Source organism: Cupriavidus sp. GW822-FHT03E04, from assembly GCF_058801495.1.
In genome coordinates this window covers 31,434-44,267 of sequence record NZ_JBXANI010000019.1, presented here as the reverse complement: position 1 = coordinate 44,267, position 12,834 = coordinate 31,434, and the positions used below count along the sequence as shown (strand labels likewise).

The 12,834-nt window shown below is 62.7% G+C and carries 16 protein-coding genes and 3 tRNA genes; 2 read left to right on the top strand and 17 right to left on the bottom strand.

Going from position 1 to position 12,834, the window contains the following annotated elements:
- The first annotated feature begins 36 nt into the window (after positions 1 to 36).
- Positions 37 to 627 (top strand): DUF2939 domain-containing protein, encoded by a 591-nt coding sequence (locus AC1RQC_RS26110; protein WP_492807708.1) that lies wholly within the window; start codon positions 37 to 39, stop codon positions 625 to 627.
- Between the two features lie 69 nt (positions 628 to 696).
- On the opposite strand, the gene AC1RQC_RS26105 is transcribed toward AC1RQC_RS26110, so the two are convergent.
- The 6 genes from AC1RQC_RS26105 to AC1RQC_RS26080 form a co-directional block, all read right to left on the bottom strand.
- Positions 697 to 951: a hypothetical protein gene (locus AC1RQC_RS26105; protein ID WP_441630569.1), complete on the bottom strand. Its 255-nt coding sequence runs from the start codon at positions 949 to 951 to the stop codon at positions 697 to 699.
- A gap of 207 nt (positions 952 to 1,158) precedes the next feature.
- Positions 1,159 to 1,527, bottom strand: a complete 369-nt coding sequence (locus AC1RQC_RS26100) for a hypothetical protein (protein ID WP_492374721.1) — start codon at positions 1,525 to 1,527, stop codon at positions 1,159 to 1,161.
- Positions 1,528 to 1,634: 107 nt separating this feature from the next.
- Entirely contained in the window at positions 1,635 to 1,886 is a 252-nt protein-coding gene (locus AC1RQC_RS26095) for a hypothetical protein (RefSeq protein WP_150983934.1), read from the bottom strand.
- Between the two features lie 75 nt (positions 1,887 to 1,961).
- The gene (locus AC1RQC_RS26090) at positions 1,962 to 2,204 is read right to left on the bottom strand and encodes a hypothetical protein (protein ID WP_492374722.1); all 243 of its coding nucleotides are present in this window, start codon (positions 2,202 to 2,204) and stop codon (positions 1,962 to 1,964) included.
- A 20-nt stretch (positions 2,205 to 2,224) separates the two neighbouring features.
- Positions 2,225 to 2,515 (bottom strand): hypothetical protein, encoded by a 291-nt coding sequence (locus AC1RQC_RS26085; RefSeq protein WP_492374723.1) that lies wholly within the window; start codon positions 2,513 to 2,515, stop codon positions 2,225 to 2,227.
- 189 nt (positions 2,516 to 2,704) lie between these two features.
- Positions 2,705 to 2,959 (bottom strand): hypothetical protein, encoded by a 255-nt coding sequence (locus AC1RQC_RS26080; RefSeq protein WP_492374724.1) that lies wholly within the window; start codon positions 2,957 to 2,959, stop codon positions 2,705 to 2,707.
- Between the two features lie 411 nt (positions 2,960 to 3,370).
- Between AC1RQC_RS26080 and AC1RQC_RS26075 the strand changes: the two genes are divergently transcribed.
- Positions 3,371 to 3,790 carry a hypothetical protein gene (locus AC1RQC_RS26075; RefSeq protein ID WP_492374725.1) on the top strand — a complete coding sequence of 140 codons (420 nt, stop codon included), beginning with the start codon at positions 3,371 to 3,373 and terminating at the stop codon, positions 3,788 to 3,790.
- A gap of 163 nt (positions 3,791 to 3,953) precedes the next feature.
- Here AC1RQC_RS26075 and AC1RQC_RS26070 read toward each other — a convergent pair.
- The 11 genes from AC1RQC_RS26070 to AC1RQC_RS26020 form a co-directional block, all read right to left on the bottom strand.
- Positions 3,954 to 4,030: transfer RNA gene (locus AC1RQC_RS26070), tRNA-Pro, on the bottom strand.
- 55 nt (positions 4,031 to 4,085) lie between these two features.
- Positions 4,086 to 4,517, bottom strand: a complete 432-nt coding sequence (locus AC1RQC_RS26065) for a MerR family transcriptional regulator (protein ID WP_492374726.1) — start codon at positions 4,515 to 4,517, stop codon at positions 4,086 to 4,088.
- Positions 4,518 to 4,641: 124 nt separating this feature from the next.
- Positions 4,642 to 5,058 carry an integration host factor subunit alpha gene (locus AC1RQC_RS26060; protein ID WP_267606194.1) on the bottom strand — a complete coding sequence of 139 codons (417 nt, stop codon included), beginning with the start codon at positions 5,056 to 5,058 and terminating at the stop codon, positions 4,642 to 4,644.
- 69 nt (positions 5,059 to 5,127) lie between these two features.
- On the bottom strand, positions 5,128 to 7,575 hold the full coding sequence (pheT, locus tag AC1RQC_RS26055) for a phenylalanine--tRNA ligase subunit beta (protein WP_492830871.1): 2,448 nt from the start codon (positions 7,573 to 7,575) through the stop codon (positions 5,128 to 5,130).
- Positions 7,576 to 7,646: 71 nt separating this feature from the next.
- Entirely contained in the window at positions 7,647 to 8,678 is a 1,032-nt protein-coding gene (gene pheS / locus AC1RQC_RS26050; RefSeq protein WP_043345035.1) for a phenylalanine--tRNA ligase subunit alpha, read from the bottom strand.
- Between the two features lie 337 nt (positions 8,679 to 9,015).
- The gene (rplT, locus tag AC1RQC_RS26045) at positions 9,016 to 9,372 is read right to left on the bottom strand and encodes a 50S ribosomal protein L20 (RefSeq protein ID WP_006163216.1); all 357 of its coding nucleotides are present in this window, start codon (positions 9,370 to 9,372) and stop codon (positions 9,016 to 9,018) included.
- A gap of 27 nt (positions 9,373 to 9,399) precedes the next feature.
- Positions 9,400 to 9,597, bottom strand: a complete 198-nt coding sequence (gene rpmI, locus AC1RQC_RS26040) for a 50S ribosomal protein L35 (protein WP_006163215.1) — start codon at positions 9,595 to 9,597, stop codon at positions 9,400 to 9,402.
- A gap of 170 nt (positions 9,598 to 9,767) precedes the next feature.
- On the bottom strand, positions 9,768 to 10,289 hold the full coding sequence (gene infC / locus AC1RQC_RS26035) for a translation initiation factor IF-3 (RefSeq protein WP_081488948.1): 522 nt from the start codon (positions 10,287 to 10,289) through the stop codon (positions 9,768 to 9,770).
- A gap of 45 nt (positions 10,290 to 10,334) precedes the next feature.
- On the bottom strand, positions 10,335 to 12,242 hold the full coding sequence (thrS, locus tag AC1RQC_RS26030; protein WP_043345032.1) for a threonine--tRNA ligase: 1,908 nt from the start codon (positions 12,240 to 12,242) through the stop codon (positions 10,335 to 10,337).
- Positions 12,243 to 12,608: 366 nt separating this feature from the next.
- Positions 12,609 to 12,685 (bottom strand) — tRNA-Val (locus AC1RQC_RS26025).
- 69 nt (positions 12,686 to 12,754) lie between these two features.
- Positions 12,755 to 12,831: transfer RNA gene (locus tag AC1RQC_RS26020), tRNA-Val, on the bottom strand.
- Positions 12,832 to 12,834 lie beyond the last annotated feature (3 nt).

Sequence of the window (12,834 nt, the reverse complement as noted above, 5' to 3'; positions counted from 1 at the left end):
GGGGGCCTTAGCCAGCGCGCTTGCACCGGACCCCCGATGAACAAACCCGTCAAAGCCGCGATTGCTGCGGCGATCGTCGTCGCTGCCACCAGCTACGCCAGCCCCTACTGGACGCTCTACCAGATGCGCGCTGCCATCGAAATGCGCGATGCCGACAAGTTCTCCCGCTATGTCGACTATCCGGCCCTGCGGGAAAGCCTGAAGGCGCAGCTGACGTTGTCCCTGCAGCAAAAGCTCGGCACGCCCGCCTTGCAGAACATGCCCTTTGCCGGCATCGGGCAGGCAATCGGCCTGGCGGTCATCAACACCATGATCGACACCATGGTGTCGCCCGCCGGCGTCATGGCGCTCATGGCCGGCGAGAAGCCCGCCACGGCGCCGCAGCCAGCACCCCGCGTGCGCCCTGCCCCCGCACCTGCGGAAAACAAGGGCGAACCGGCCGGGCCCGCCAAGGAGGAAGCCGCCAAGGACGCGCTCAAGTACAGTTTGTCCTATCGCGCGCTGAACACCGTGGAAGCCTCGGCCACCAAGGACAATGGCGACCGCATTCTCATTGGCCTGACGCGCCAAGGCATATGGACGTGGAAATGGAGCAGCGTCGTGCTGCCGGAGCTTTCCAAGCCTTAGGCCATATTTGGCCTAAGGCCTCTTTTGGACCTTAGGCCCCTTTTGGACCTTAGGCTTTGATGCCAGGATTCACCGGCCCCATTTCGCCTCGAGCAGCACCGCCGCCTTGATGGCGTCGATGGTCTCCTCTTCGGTCTTGAAATCGCCCAGCAGCCGCTTGGACTTGCCGCTGAGCACTGCCGCCTGGAGCGCCTTGCCGGATGCCTCCGACGTGCCCGGACTCCAGCAATAGCGCGCCGTCCATGAGCCATCCTGCAAACGCTCGGCCACCCAGATGACGCGAAAATCCTCGAACACTACCCCGAAAGGCTCGTCTTCGTTCATTGCAACCTCCACAACACGCGATCGCTCCCCTCGAACACCACGGCAGTGCGCGCGCGTGCCGTGTCAGCATCATCGCCCGGTCGGGATCGGCGTCGGGCCGGGTGATACGTCGCCGTCGGTGCGGCGATCTGGTTGATCGCGAGATGCTAGCACGCAGCCTCGCCGCCGTGTCCGCCATGGCGCACTACTGCTCCGATCGTGGGGTATCTAGTCGACAGGGATCTCGTGGCTGCCGTGCGCCAGCAGGCTCCCTGGGCTGTCGCCGAGCATGCGCGGCCTGCGCGGCTGCAACTCCAGGCCCAGGCGGATGAGCAGCTCGAACGCATCCGCCAGCAGATGCTGCTGGCGCGGCAACAAGCTGGCATAGGGCATGTCGTAGATGGACTGGTGCGAGCCACGCGCACCTTTGAGGCCGCGATCGCGGGCCATGTCGGACAGCAGCGCGGCAAAGCCGCTCAGGTCCTCGGCGGCCAGGGCGGTGTTTAGCACCGCGGCCAGCACATGGGGCGATGACGAACCCCACCCCATGGCATCGGCATTTGCGGCGCATTCTTCGGAAGCATCGAATGAGTTCATACCCGGATTAACGACAGCGATCCCGCGCCATGTAGGCTGGCCGGAGAAACTTCTGCCCGAGCCAATGCATGGCCAGGACGGCCTGCCAGGCCACCAGGATCAATCAGTCAGCCCGCGGCATAGGCAACATGGTCGACCGTCGCATCGATCAGCCGGCAAGCGCGCGCCTGCGCCCGGTCAGCGACTTCCATGAGTTCGCCCTGCTCATGCCCCACCCACGACTGCAGCGGCGACGGATTGCGCACCGCGCCTTTGGCCTCCTGGACGATCGAGGCACTCACCAGGCATCCGCGCTCATGCTGCTGTACCGAGATCAAAATCACGTAGCCTCGGTAATGCTGTGTTCTGGATTCATTCATTGCGTCTCCCTTTGCCGGCCATCGTAGCATGCCGCAGCGCAGCGTCCGGCCAGCCGGGGCAAGGGGCTGCCGGGCCTAGGTCCGGTCCTGCGGGCGATCCTGTGGGCGGCGCCCCATGCGCCAGACATTGGGCGGCTCGCCGTGGGCGGCATTCTGGAACATCCAGGCGCCGCAGACCGTGCAGCGCCAGGGCCGGTCCACCCAGCGCGAGTTGATGTCCATGCCAAGTGCGGCCGCACCCGATGCGGCCAGGTTCTCATGCGGCCCCACCGTGGTCGGCGCACCAACGAGAAGATGGCAGAGATCGCAAGCGTGCATGCCTTACTCCAACAAAACGCTCACTCCAGCGAGGGCGGAGTGCCAAAGGGATCAGCGCTCTGCTGGCCCGGCACCTCGGTCAGGTCGAACTCGTCACGCGCCTTGTCCACCACGGCCCGGATACTCCTTTCATAACCCGCGGCATTGCCGAAGGCCTTCATATCCCAGTTGCGCCCGCGCGCATCGCGCGCATGCGCTTGCGGTGCCGGCACCCGGATCTTCGCGCCGTCCTCCACAATGTCATCAATACGCTGGATGCGCCGGCTCACCTCGTCTTGCAAGGCCCTGGCAGCACGTTCGCGCTTGGCCATCCCCTACTCCTATCCTATGCGTTCCACGCGGTAAACGGCATCCGGCCAAACCAGTGCCCCCGGGACCCTGCGCATCGCAAACGTCTGCCTGAAAAGACATGCACACCGCACGGTCGATGGTTTGATTGTAGAGTCCGCCGCCCCTTCACGACAAACCAGATTGACCTGATTGATCGGAAAAAGGCTTCGCTAACCCACCACGTCATTGGTCACCGCGACCGCAACGGGCGGGTGCACCTCACCGAACACGGACAAGCGAATGGGCATGCCTGCCAGTATGTTGGCAATGTCCTGCTCCGTGGGCTGCCAGAAAGAGTGCATCACGCCATGCGCCGCATCGAGGTGCACCGGCAGCCCCGAGAATTCCCCGTCCCTGGCGGCATCCCAGTCAAGGGGCTCGCCGACCACGAGGTTGGTGTGCTTGGTTTTCACGGGTGGCATCATGGCGCTCTCCACTGTGGAGCGAGCTCCGTGATGTAAGGAGCTGCTCAGCCCCCGCTGGGATCGCCAGCGGCAGCCATCATCCAATGGTGAAACATCTTGCCGGCAAGAGCATCGGACAGATGCATTAGTCCGTTTAGCGCTACCCGCGTGCCACCACTAGCGCGGCAAGGCGGGCGAGGATGATCAGTCCAGATATCCGGAAGTAGAGATGCTTCGCCCAGCTCCGCGTGTAGCCAATGTAATTGACTACGGCGTCAGCAACCTGTGCTCCGAGAAAAGCTAGAAACCCACCCATTCTGACTCGCCGGATAGTCTGGACGCCGCTACGTTAGCACGGGCCACGGACGGCCTAGCCGGACGCCAACAGCCCAGCTATACTGTATATCCATACAGTGTTTTCTGAGTGAAGCTATGTTCACCTGCGATCCTGGCGTCATCTATCTCTACACCCGCAACACCGGCCACACCCACGGCGCGGCCATCGCGTGCCAGACCCTGACCGTGGACGACCCACTGCTCACGGCGGATACCTGGAACCCGGAAGCCGAGGCCGCCGCGCAGGCCGCCGGCGCAACGCTCTATCTGATGGGCATCGACACCGCCGCACTCAAGGCCCTGCCCCGTCCTATCGACAGCCTGGTGATCGAGCACGATGGGGCACGGCTGCGCTTCGCACTAGCGGAAGGCATCGACTTTCTCGATGCGAGATCGTTACGCGTGCGCACACGGGGCGAGCGCCACTATGCCACTCGCGAAGAGCCGGCCGATCCGTATTGGGCCACGTGGGGCAAGGCAGCTTCATCGGCCTGGCGTGACTCGCCGGCGATTTAGGGAAGGGGTGACTGCGCGACAGCGGAGGCTGCGTCGATTCGAAGAGATTAAGGCGAATTCGATGATGCTTGTTGCCGCGTGTTTTTGTCGGGCTAAATGTTGGCGTTTTGAACAGGCAACAAAAAACCCGCACAACAAATGCTGTGCGGGTTTTTCTTAATACTGGTCGGGGCGAGAGGATTTGAACCTCCGACCACCTGCACCCCATGCAGGTACGCTACCAGGCTGCGCTACGCCCCGAAAAAAAAGATTATATCAGAAGCTTTTTAAAAATGGCTAGTCATTAGTGCACTTTTTATTCGTGCTTCGCGATCTGTTGAAGCTGCGCGAGCAGGTGCTGCACTTCTACCAGTTCGTTGCGCAGGTTGTTGAGGTCGAGCGAGAAAACCGGCGCTTCACCGGCGGCTTCTGCTGCCAGCGCTTGTTCGTCCTCGGTGGCGGCATGGCTGTGCTGCCGCCCTTCGTCGAGGCGATTGCGAGCACCGTTGATCGTGAAGCCCTGCTCGTACAGCAGGTCGCGGATGCGCCGGATCAGCAGGACTTCATGATGCTGGTAGTAGCGCCGGTTGCCGCGTCGCTTGACGGGCTTGAGCTGCGTGAACTCCTGCTCCCAGTAGCGCAGCACATGCGGCTTGACGGCGCAAAGCTCGCTGACTTCCCCAATGGTGAAGTAGCGTTTGGCGGGAATCGGCGGCAACAAGATGCGTTCGCTGGATCTTTCCGACATACGGTGAATGGGCGGGCTTCAGGCCGTGCCGGGAGAGGTTGTGGTGCTCGCGCGGGCTAGCGCGCAAACAAGCGTGATACACGGATTCAGCAGGATAACGAGTCGTCACGCTGCTGGCAAACCATCAGCCGGGCACCGCTACCAGGCCGGCACGCTCTTCCACCAGGCCCTTGAGCTTCTGGCTGGCATGGAACGTCACCACGCGTCGTGCCGTGATAGGAATGATTTCGCCCGTCTTGGGATTGCGGCCGGGACGTTGCGGCTTGTCGCGCAGCTGGAAATTGCCGAAGCCGGAGAGCTTGACGCTGTCGCCCTGTTCCAGCGCTTCGCGAATCACGTCGAAGAAAGCTTCGACCATGTCCTTGGACTCGCGCTTGTTGAGGCCGACCTGGTCGAACAGCATTTCAGCGAGCTCGGCCTTCGTGAGGGTCGGCACCTCAGCGGCGCGAGCGTCGGACGTATCGTCGTCGAGCGAGGCTGCCTGGCGGTCGCCTGCTTCACCCATTGCAGAGGCCATGAGATACGCGTGTCGATCGTTCATTGTCATTCGGTGTGGCGATCCGCCCGGATGCGGAAGTCCGGGCGCTCCATTGTCATGTCAGCTGGTGGATCAGCCGCGCATCCGCGCCTGGAATGCAGCGCTGGCGGCTTCGACCATGCAACGCACCGCGCTGTCGACGGTTTCGTCCTGGAGGGTCGCCCCAGTATCTTGCAAGGTCATGCGGAACGCAAGGCTTTTCTCGTCCGCGCCAATGGCCGCCGAAGCCGCCTTGGGACGGAACTCGTCGAACAGCACCAGGCTCTGGCAATAGCGGGCGGAGCCCTGTTTTTCCAGGGCTTCGCGCATGGCGTCGAGCAGGTCCTGCACGCGCACCGACTGCTTTACCACCAGCGCCAGGTCGCGTACGGCGGCCGGGAACTTGGAGATTTCGGTGTAGCCGGGCAGGCCCACTTCACGCAACGCCTGCAGGTCCAGCTCGAACACGACCGGCGCTTGCGTCAGTTCGTACTCCTGCAGCCAGCGCGGATGCAGTTCGCCGATCACGCCGGCCACCTTGCCGTCGATCACCACTTGCGCAGCACGGCCTGGATGCAGCGCGGGATGCGATACCGGCTCGAAGCGCGCAATGCGCGGGAACAGCAAGGCCTCGACATCGCCCTTGACGTCGAAGAAGTCCACCGGGCGGGTGGCGATGCCCCACTGCTCCTCGAAGGCCGGGCCGTAGGCAATGCCGCCTGCAACCATCGGCTGGCGATAGCCGGCCACCGTCAGGCCGCCATCAGCAACCGAGGCGTCGCGATGGAACACGCGGCCCACTTCGAACATCCGCACGCGCGATGCCTTGCGGTTGAGGTTGTAGCGCACCTTGTCGAGCAGGCCACCGATCAGCGTGGAACGCATCACCGCCAACTGGCTGGCGATCGGGTTCAGCAGGCGGATCGGGTTGTCGTTACTGGCAAAATCGCGCTCCCACTTCTCTTCAACGAAGGCGAAGTTGATCACCTCCTGGTAGTCGCGCGCGGCAATCGCGTGGCGCACAGCGTGGGTCGAGCGGCGTGCTTCGTCGGTCGGGCGCATCTCGCTTTCGGCGATCGGCGGACGTGCCGGAATGCGCTCGAAGCCGTAGATGCGGGCCACTTCCTCGATCAGGTCTTCCTCGATCTCGATATCGAAGCGATAGCTCGGCGGCGTAACCACGAACACTTCGCCGTCCGCGCCTTGCTCGCGGGTAAACGGCAGCTGCAGGCGCTGGAACACGTCGGCGATGACTGCAGGCGACAGCTCGATGCCAAGCACGCGCTCGGCGCGCGCCACGCGCAGTTGCACCGGCTTGCGTTGCGGCAGGTTGACAATCAGGTCGTCGACCGGGCCGGCCTGGCCACCGCAGATATCGAGGATCAGCGCGCTGATGCGCTCGATATGCTCAACCGTGGTGGCGTAGTCCACGCCACGCTCGAAGCGGTGCCCGGCATCGGTCGAGAAGTTGAAGCGGCGCGAGCGGCCCTGGATGGCTTGCGGCCACCAGAAGGCGGCTTCGAGGTAGATGTTGGTGGTGTCGAGCGTCACGGCGGTGCTGTCGCCGCCCATGATGCCGGCCAGGCTCTCGATCTCCTTGTCGTCGGCGATCACGCCGACCTGCTCGTCGAGCTCCACGGTATTGCCGTTGAGCAGCTTGAGCTGTTCGCCCTTGCGGCCCCAGCGCACATCCAGCCCGCCGTGGATCTTGTCCAGGTCGAAGACGTGCGAGGGACGGCCGAGCTCAAGCATCACGTAGTTGGAGATGTCGACCAGCGCGGAGATGCTGCGCTGCCCTGCCCGCTCCAGGCGTTGCACCATCCATGCCGGCGTGGCCGCGTGCGCGTTCACGCCGCGGATCACACGGCCCGAGAAACGGCCGCACAGGTCAGGGGCGGAAATCTTCACCGGCAGCTTGTCGGCCAGCGTCACGGCAACCGGCTTCATCTCCGGCAGGCGCAGCGCGGCACCGGTCAGCGCGGCGACTTCGCGCGCCACGCCGTGGATCGACAGGCAGTCGGCCTTGTTGGGGGTGAGCTTGATGACGAAGACCTGGTCGTCCAGGTCCAGGTACTCCCGAATGTCCATGCCGATCTTGGCATCTTCGGGCAGGAGCATCAGGCCGCCGTGGTCCTCCGACAGCTTGAGCTCGCGCGCCGAGCAGAGCATGCCGAAGCTGTCCACGCCGCGCAGCTTGCCCACCTTGATCTCGAACGGCTTGCCGCCCGCCTCGGACGGCGGCAGCACCGCGCCGACCAGCGCGCAAGGCACCAGGACGCCGGGCGCCACATTGGGCGCGCCGCAAACGATCTGCAGGGTCTCGCCGGTGCCGGCATCGACCTGGCAAACGTTGAGACGGTCCGCGTTGGGATGGCGCTCGGTGGAAAGCACGCGCGCCACCACCACCTTGTTGAAAGGCGGCGCGACCGGGCCGACCTCTTCCACTTCCAGCCCGGCCATGGTCAGGCTGTGCGAGAGCGCATCGGTGGAAATCTTGTCGGGATTGACGAAACTGCGAAGCCAGGATTCCGAGAATTGCATGGCGCTTCTGATCCGGTAAGTATTCTGTTCTGGGGTGTCGGTGACGATGTGCTCTGGCGCGGATACGCGCCTCAGGCGAACTGGCGCAGGAAACGCGCGTCGCCTTCGAAGAACAGGCGCAGATCGTTGATGCCGTAGCGGAGCATGGTCAGGCGTTCAAGGCCGGAACCGAAGGCAAAGCCGATATAGCGCTCGGGGTCCAGGCCCATATTGCGCAGCACATTGGGGTGCACCTGGCCCGAGCCGGAAATCTCCAGCCACTTGCCGTTGCCGAAGGCCATGTCGATTTCCGCCGACGGTTCGGTGAACGGGAAGTACGAGGGGCGGAAACGCACCTGGATGTCATCGCGCTCGAAGAACTTGCGCAGGAAGTCCGTGTACACGCCCTTGAGGTCAGCAAAGCTCACGTCATCACCGATCCACAGGCCTTCGACCTGGTTGAACATCGGCGAGTGCGTGGCGTCGCTGTCGACGCGGTAAGTACGGCCGGGGCAGATCACCTTGATCGGCGGCATCTCGCGGCCCTTGTACTTCTCCACGTGCATGCGCGCGTAGCGCACCTGCATCGGGCTGGTGTGGGTACGCAGCAGCAGCAGCTTGCCGTCGCTATCACGGCCGTCCACATAGAAGGTGTCCTGCATCGAACGGGCCGGATGGTTGTCCGGGTTGTTCAACGCGGTGAAGTTCATCCAGTCCGTTTCGATTTCGGGGCCATCGGCCACATCGAAGCCCACCGAGCCGAAGATCTGCTCGACGCGCTCCCAGGTGCGCATCACCGGGTGCAGGCTGCCACGGGCAACCGCGCGGCCCGGCAGCGTGACGTCGATGGCTTCGGCGGCCAGCCGCGCGTTCATCAGCGCATCGGCCAGCGCCTGGCGGCGTGCCTGCAGCGCGGCCTCGACCTGCTGCTTGGCCTGGTTGATGCGCGCGCCTTCGCTCTTGCGCGTTTCCGGGTCGAGCTTGCCGAGGCTCTTGAGCAGCTCGGTGAGCGCACCGGTCTTGCCGAGAAAGCGGGCTTTTTCGTTTTCCAGCGTGGCGTTGTCGTTGGCTGCAGCGAAGGCGGCCTGGGCGTCGGCGACGATTTGATCCGGATCCAGAGACATGGCGGCGGTCGGCGATAAATTTGGCGTCCGGGTCACGCTGGGCCCGGGCGTGGGTTGGCACTAAGTGCGATGTAGGTGCAGAGCCCGCGCGGCACCGGGGGGCGGGGCGGGCTTCGTTTCGGATGTCGTCTTGCATCGAACCAGGAACGGCGCGCGAAACGGTATCCGAAATGAAAACGGGGCTCGGTGAGGAGCCCCGTTTCTGCAGGTCCGGCCGAATCGCCATCGCGGCGACAAGCGCTGCTCAGGCAAATTTGGCGGAAATGCTGTCGACCTTGCGGTCGGTGCTTGCCCGGGAAACCACACTAGACACTAGCGTGGCACCCCGGAGCCGGCATCAGGCAACGGTGGCTTTCACCTGGTTGACGATGGCGGCAAAGGCAGGCTTGTCATGAATAGCCATGTCCGACAGCACCTTGCGGTCCAGCTCAATCGAAGCCCGCTTCAGGCCGTTCATGAACACGCTGTAGGTCATGCCATGCTCACGCGAAGCAGCATTGATACGCGCAATCCAGAGAGCGCGGAACACGCGCTTCTTGTTGCGGCGATCGCGGTATGCGTACTGGCCAGCACGCATGACCGCCTGCTTGGCGATACGGTAGACGTTATTGCGACGGCCGCGGAAACCCTTGGCGGCGACGATGACTTTCTTATGGCGGGCCCGTGCAGTGACCCCACGTTTTACTCGAGGCATGTAATGCTCCTTTCGTTTTCGTTAGGGTTATGCGTAAGGCATCATTGCGCGAACGGCCTTCAGGTTCGTCTCATGGACGTCCTGGGTGCCGCGCAACTGGCGCTTATTCTTGGTGGTCTTCTTGGTCAAGATGTGACGCTTGAAGGCCTGGCCACGCTTGAACGAACCATTCGGACGCGCAGTAAAGCGCTTGGAGGCGCTTTTCTTGGTCTTCATCTTCGGCATGAAATACTCCAGCTTCTATGACATGCATGCAGGTGGCCAGCTAGCGCCGACACTTGCAAAACCCGCATCCACTTATTGTTGCGCTAAAGCCGCGTGCGGCCTCTGCGCTGCTTTCGCACGACGCCGCGCCCGGAGGGATTCCCCTCCGGGCCGCAGCGGCGCGCAAAATCTTACTTCTTCTTCTTGGGAGACAGCACCATCACCATCTGGCGGCCTTCCATCTTCGGCATCTGCTCGACCTGGCCAACTTCTTCCAGGTCCGCCTTCAGGCGTTCGAGCACACGCGCGCCGATTTCCTGGTGCGCCATCTCACGGCCGCGGAAACGCAGCGTGATCTTGGTCTTGTCGCCGTCTTCGAGGAAGCGCTTCAGGTTGCGCAGCTTGACGTTGTAGTCGCCATCATCCGTACCCGGCCGGAACTTGACTTCCTTGACCTGGATGATCTTCTGCTTCAGCTTGGCGTCGTGCGCGCGCTTGGCTTCCTCGTACTTGAACTTGCCGTAATCCATGATACGGGCAACCGGCGGCACCGCTGTAGGAGCGATTTCCACCAAGTCCAAGTCCTTATCCTCAGCCAGGCGGAGCGCGTCCATGAACTTGACGATGCCGAGCTGCTCGTTATCAACCCCGACCAAGCGCAATTCGGGTGCGCTGATTTCGCGATTGATGCGATGACCTTTGTCTGTAGCGATGTTGCGTTACCTCAAGAAGACAAAAAACAAGCCGTGCTCATCCCATCAGGCTTTGCTGGCAACGTCCTGTTGCAGACGCTCCACAAACGCGGAAACGGACATCACGCCCAGATCCACGTTGCCACGGGCACGCACGGCCACTTGACTGGCATCCCGTTCTTTGTCGCCCACTACCAGGAGGTAGGGAATCTTCTGAAGGGAATGCTCGCGGATTTTATACGTAATTTTCTCGTTACGCAAATCCGCCTTAGCCCTAAATCCTTGTTTTTGCAGCAGTTGCACGACGTTTTCGGCATATTCCGCCTGCGAGTCGGCAATATTCAGCACCAGGACCTGCTCTGGCGCCAGCCAGGCGGGCAGCGCGCCGGCGTGGTTTTCCAGCAAGATGCCCAGGAAGCGCTCGAAAGAGCCCAGGATGGCCCGGTGCAGCATGACCGGGCGCTTGCGCGAGTTGTCTTCGGAGACGTATTCGGCATCCAGGCGCTCCGGCAGCACCAGGTCCAGCTGCAGCGTGCCGCATTGCCAAGACCGGCCGATGGCGTCCTTGATATGGTATTCCACCTTGGGGCCGTAGAAGGCGCCCTCGCCCGGCAGCTCTTCCCACTCCACGCCGCAGGCGCGCAGCGCCAGGCGCAGGCCTTCCTCGGCGTGATCCCAGACCTCGTCCGAACCGGCGCGCTGATCCGGGCGCAGCGACAACTTGACCGCGATATCCTTGAAGCCGAAATCGTCGTACACGGAGAACGCCAGCTCGTTGAAAGCCTTGGCCTCCGCTACGATCTGCTCTTCCGTGCAGAAGATGTGCGCATCATCCTGCACAAAGCCACGCACGCGCATCAGCCCGTGCAGCGCGCCGGAGGGCTCGTTGCGATGGCAGGCGCCAAACTCGGCCAGTCGCAGCGGCAGGTCGCGGTAGGAGCGCAGGCCGTGATTGAAAATCTGCACATGGCCGGGGCAGTTCATCGGCTTGATCGCGTAGTCGCGCTTCTCCGACTCCGTGACGAACATGTTCTCCTTGTAGTTCTGCCAGTGACCTGACTTCTCCCACAGCGAACGATCCATCACTTGCGGCGTGCGCACTTCTTCATAGCCGGCCTGCGTCAGGCGGCCGCGCATGTACTGCTCCACCGCTTGCCACACCTGCCAGCCCTTCGGGTGCCAGAACACCATGCCCGGCGCCTCCTCCTGCAGGTGGAACAGGTCAAGCAGCTTGCCCAGCTTGCGGTGGTCGCGCTTCTCGGCCTCTTCCAGCATGTGCAGGTAGGCTTCCTGGTCTTCCTTCTTGGCCCAGGCCGTGCCATAGATGCGCTGAAGCATCTCGTTCTTGGCGTCGCCGCGCCAGTAGGCACCCGCCACCTTCATCAGCTTGAAGACCTTGAGCTTGCCCGTGGACGGCACGTGCGGGCCACGGCAGAGGTCGACGAACTCGCCTTCGCGATACAGGCCGATCTCCTGGTCCTGCGGGATCGAAGCGATGATCTCGGCCTTGTACTTCTCGCCCATCGACTCGAACAGCTTCACGGCTTCGTCGCGGCTCCAGACTTCGCGCGTTACCTTCTCGTCCTTCTTGGCGAGCTCGGCCATCTTCTTCTCGATGGCGACCAGGTCCTCGGGCGTGAACGGGCGCTTGTAGGCGAAGTCGTAGTAGAAGCCGTTCTCGATCACCGGGCCGATCGTCACCTGCGCCTCGGGATACAGTGCCTTGACAGCGTAGGCCAGCAAGTGCGCCGTCGAGTGACGGATCACATCAACGCCATCAGCATCCTTGTCCGTGACGATGGCGAGAGCAGCATCGCGCTCGATGAGGAAGCTGGTGTCGACCATCTGCCCATCCACCTTGCCCGCCAGGGCTGCCTTGGCCAGGCCCGAGCCAATGCTCTGCGCCACTTCGGCCACCGTTACCGGGCCGGGGAATTCGCGTCGGGAACCATCCGGCAGCGTGATTGCGATCATCTTGCACCTCATCAGAAATCCACCCGCCAGCGCCGTGCGGCCGGCAAGCGAATAAAAAGCATCTTGTAGCGCCCGGCTCATGCCTTTCGTGAAACCAGCATGGGCCTGGCAGCGGGGACTTCGCTCGGATCCACCCACGGGCGACCGAGCAGGATAGCAGGGAGCCAACAAGCGACAGACGAAAAAAAACGCAGCCAAGGCTGCGTTGTTTTTCGATTTAACCCCAATCCACCGGGTCCGAAGGCGCACCTCGACTACTGTCGCTAATTAGCGGTAGTAGTTCGCTGTGTCTTGAACATGGCGCCTCTTCCGTTCCAGGTTATCGGGATCAACCGGACTGCTTCGGTACTTCTTACTGCTATGCGTTGGTAGGCTCGATTGGACTCGAACCAACGACCCCCACCATGTCAAGGTGGTGCTCTAACCAGCTGAGCTACGAGCCTATGGTACTGCTTGAAACTAACCGCTGTATGCGCTTGCTGCACTGCGCCTACGTCTTACTGCTTGTTCGTTGGTAGGCTCGATTGGACTCGAACCAACGACCCCCACCATGTCAAGGTGGTGCTCTAACCAGCTGAGCTACGAGCCTACG

Bases quoted from the DNA above. Each gene is read 5' to 3' on its own strand.
- AC1RQC_RS26110 (WP_492807708.1), top strand. From the start codon at position 37: ATGAACAAACCCGTCAAAGCCGCGATTGCTGCGGCGATCGTCGTCGCT.
- AC1RQC_RS26105 (WP_441630569.1), bottom strand. From the start codon at position 951: ATGAACGAAGACGAGCCTTTCGGGGTAGTGTTCGAGGATTTTCGCGTC.
- AC1RQC_RS26100 (WP_492374721.1), bottom strand. From the start codon at position 1,527: ATGAACTCATTCGATGCTTCCGAAGAATGCGCCGCAAATGCCGATGCC.
- AC1RQC_RS26095 (WP_150983934.1), bottom strand. From the start codon at position 1,886: ATGAATGAATCCAGAACACAGCATTACCGAGGCTACGTGATTTTGATC.
- AC1RQC_RS26090 (WP_492374722.1), bottom strand. From the start codon at position 2,204: ATGCACGCTTGCGATCTCTGCCATCTTCTCGTTGGTGCGCCGACCACG.
- AC1RQC_RS26085 (WP_492374723.1), bottom strand. From the start codon at position 2,515: ATGGCCAAGCGCGAACGTGCTGCCAGGGCCTTGCAAGACGAGGTGAGC.
- AC1RQC_RS26080 (WP_492374724.1), bottom strand. From the start codon at position 2,959: ATGATGCCACCCGTGAAAACCAAGCACACCAACCTCGTGGTCGGCGAG.
- AC1RQC_RS26075 (WP_492374725.1), top strand. From the start codon at position 3,371: ATGTTCACCTGCGATCCTGGCGTCATCTATCTCTACACCCGCAACACC.
- AC1RQC_RS26065 (WP_492374726.1), bottom strand. From the start codon at position 4,517: ATGTCGGAAAGATCCAGCGAACGCATCTTGTTGCCGCCGATTCCCGCC.
- AC1RQC_RS26060 (WP_267606194.1), bottom strand. From the start codon at position 5,058: ATGAACGATCGACACGCGTATCTCATGGCCTCTGCAATGGGTGAAGCA.
- pheT (WP_492830871.1), bottom strand. From the start codon at position 7,575: ATGCAATTCTCGGAATCCTGGCTTCGCAGTTTCGTCAATCCCGACAAG.
- pheS (WP_043345035.1), bottom strand. From the start codon at position 8,678: ATGTCTCTGGATCCGGATCAAATCGTCGCCGACGCCCAGGCCGCCTTC.
- rplT (WP_006163216.1), bottom strand. From the start codon at position 9,372: ATGCCTCGAGTAAAACGTGGGGTCACTGCACGGGCCCGCCATAAGAAA.
- rpmI (WP_006163215.1), bottom strand. From the start codon at position 9,597: ATGCCGAAGATGAAGACCAAGAAAAGCGCCTCCAAGCGCTTTACTGCG.
- thrS (WP_043345032.1), bottom strand. From the start codon at position 12,242: ATGATCGCAATCACGCTGCCGGATGGTTCCCGACGCGAATTCCCCGGC.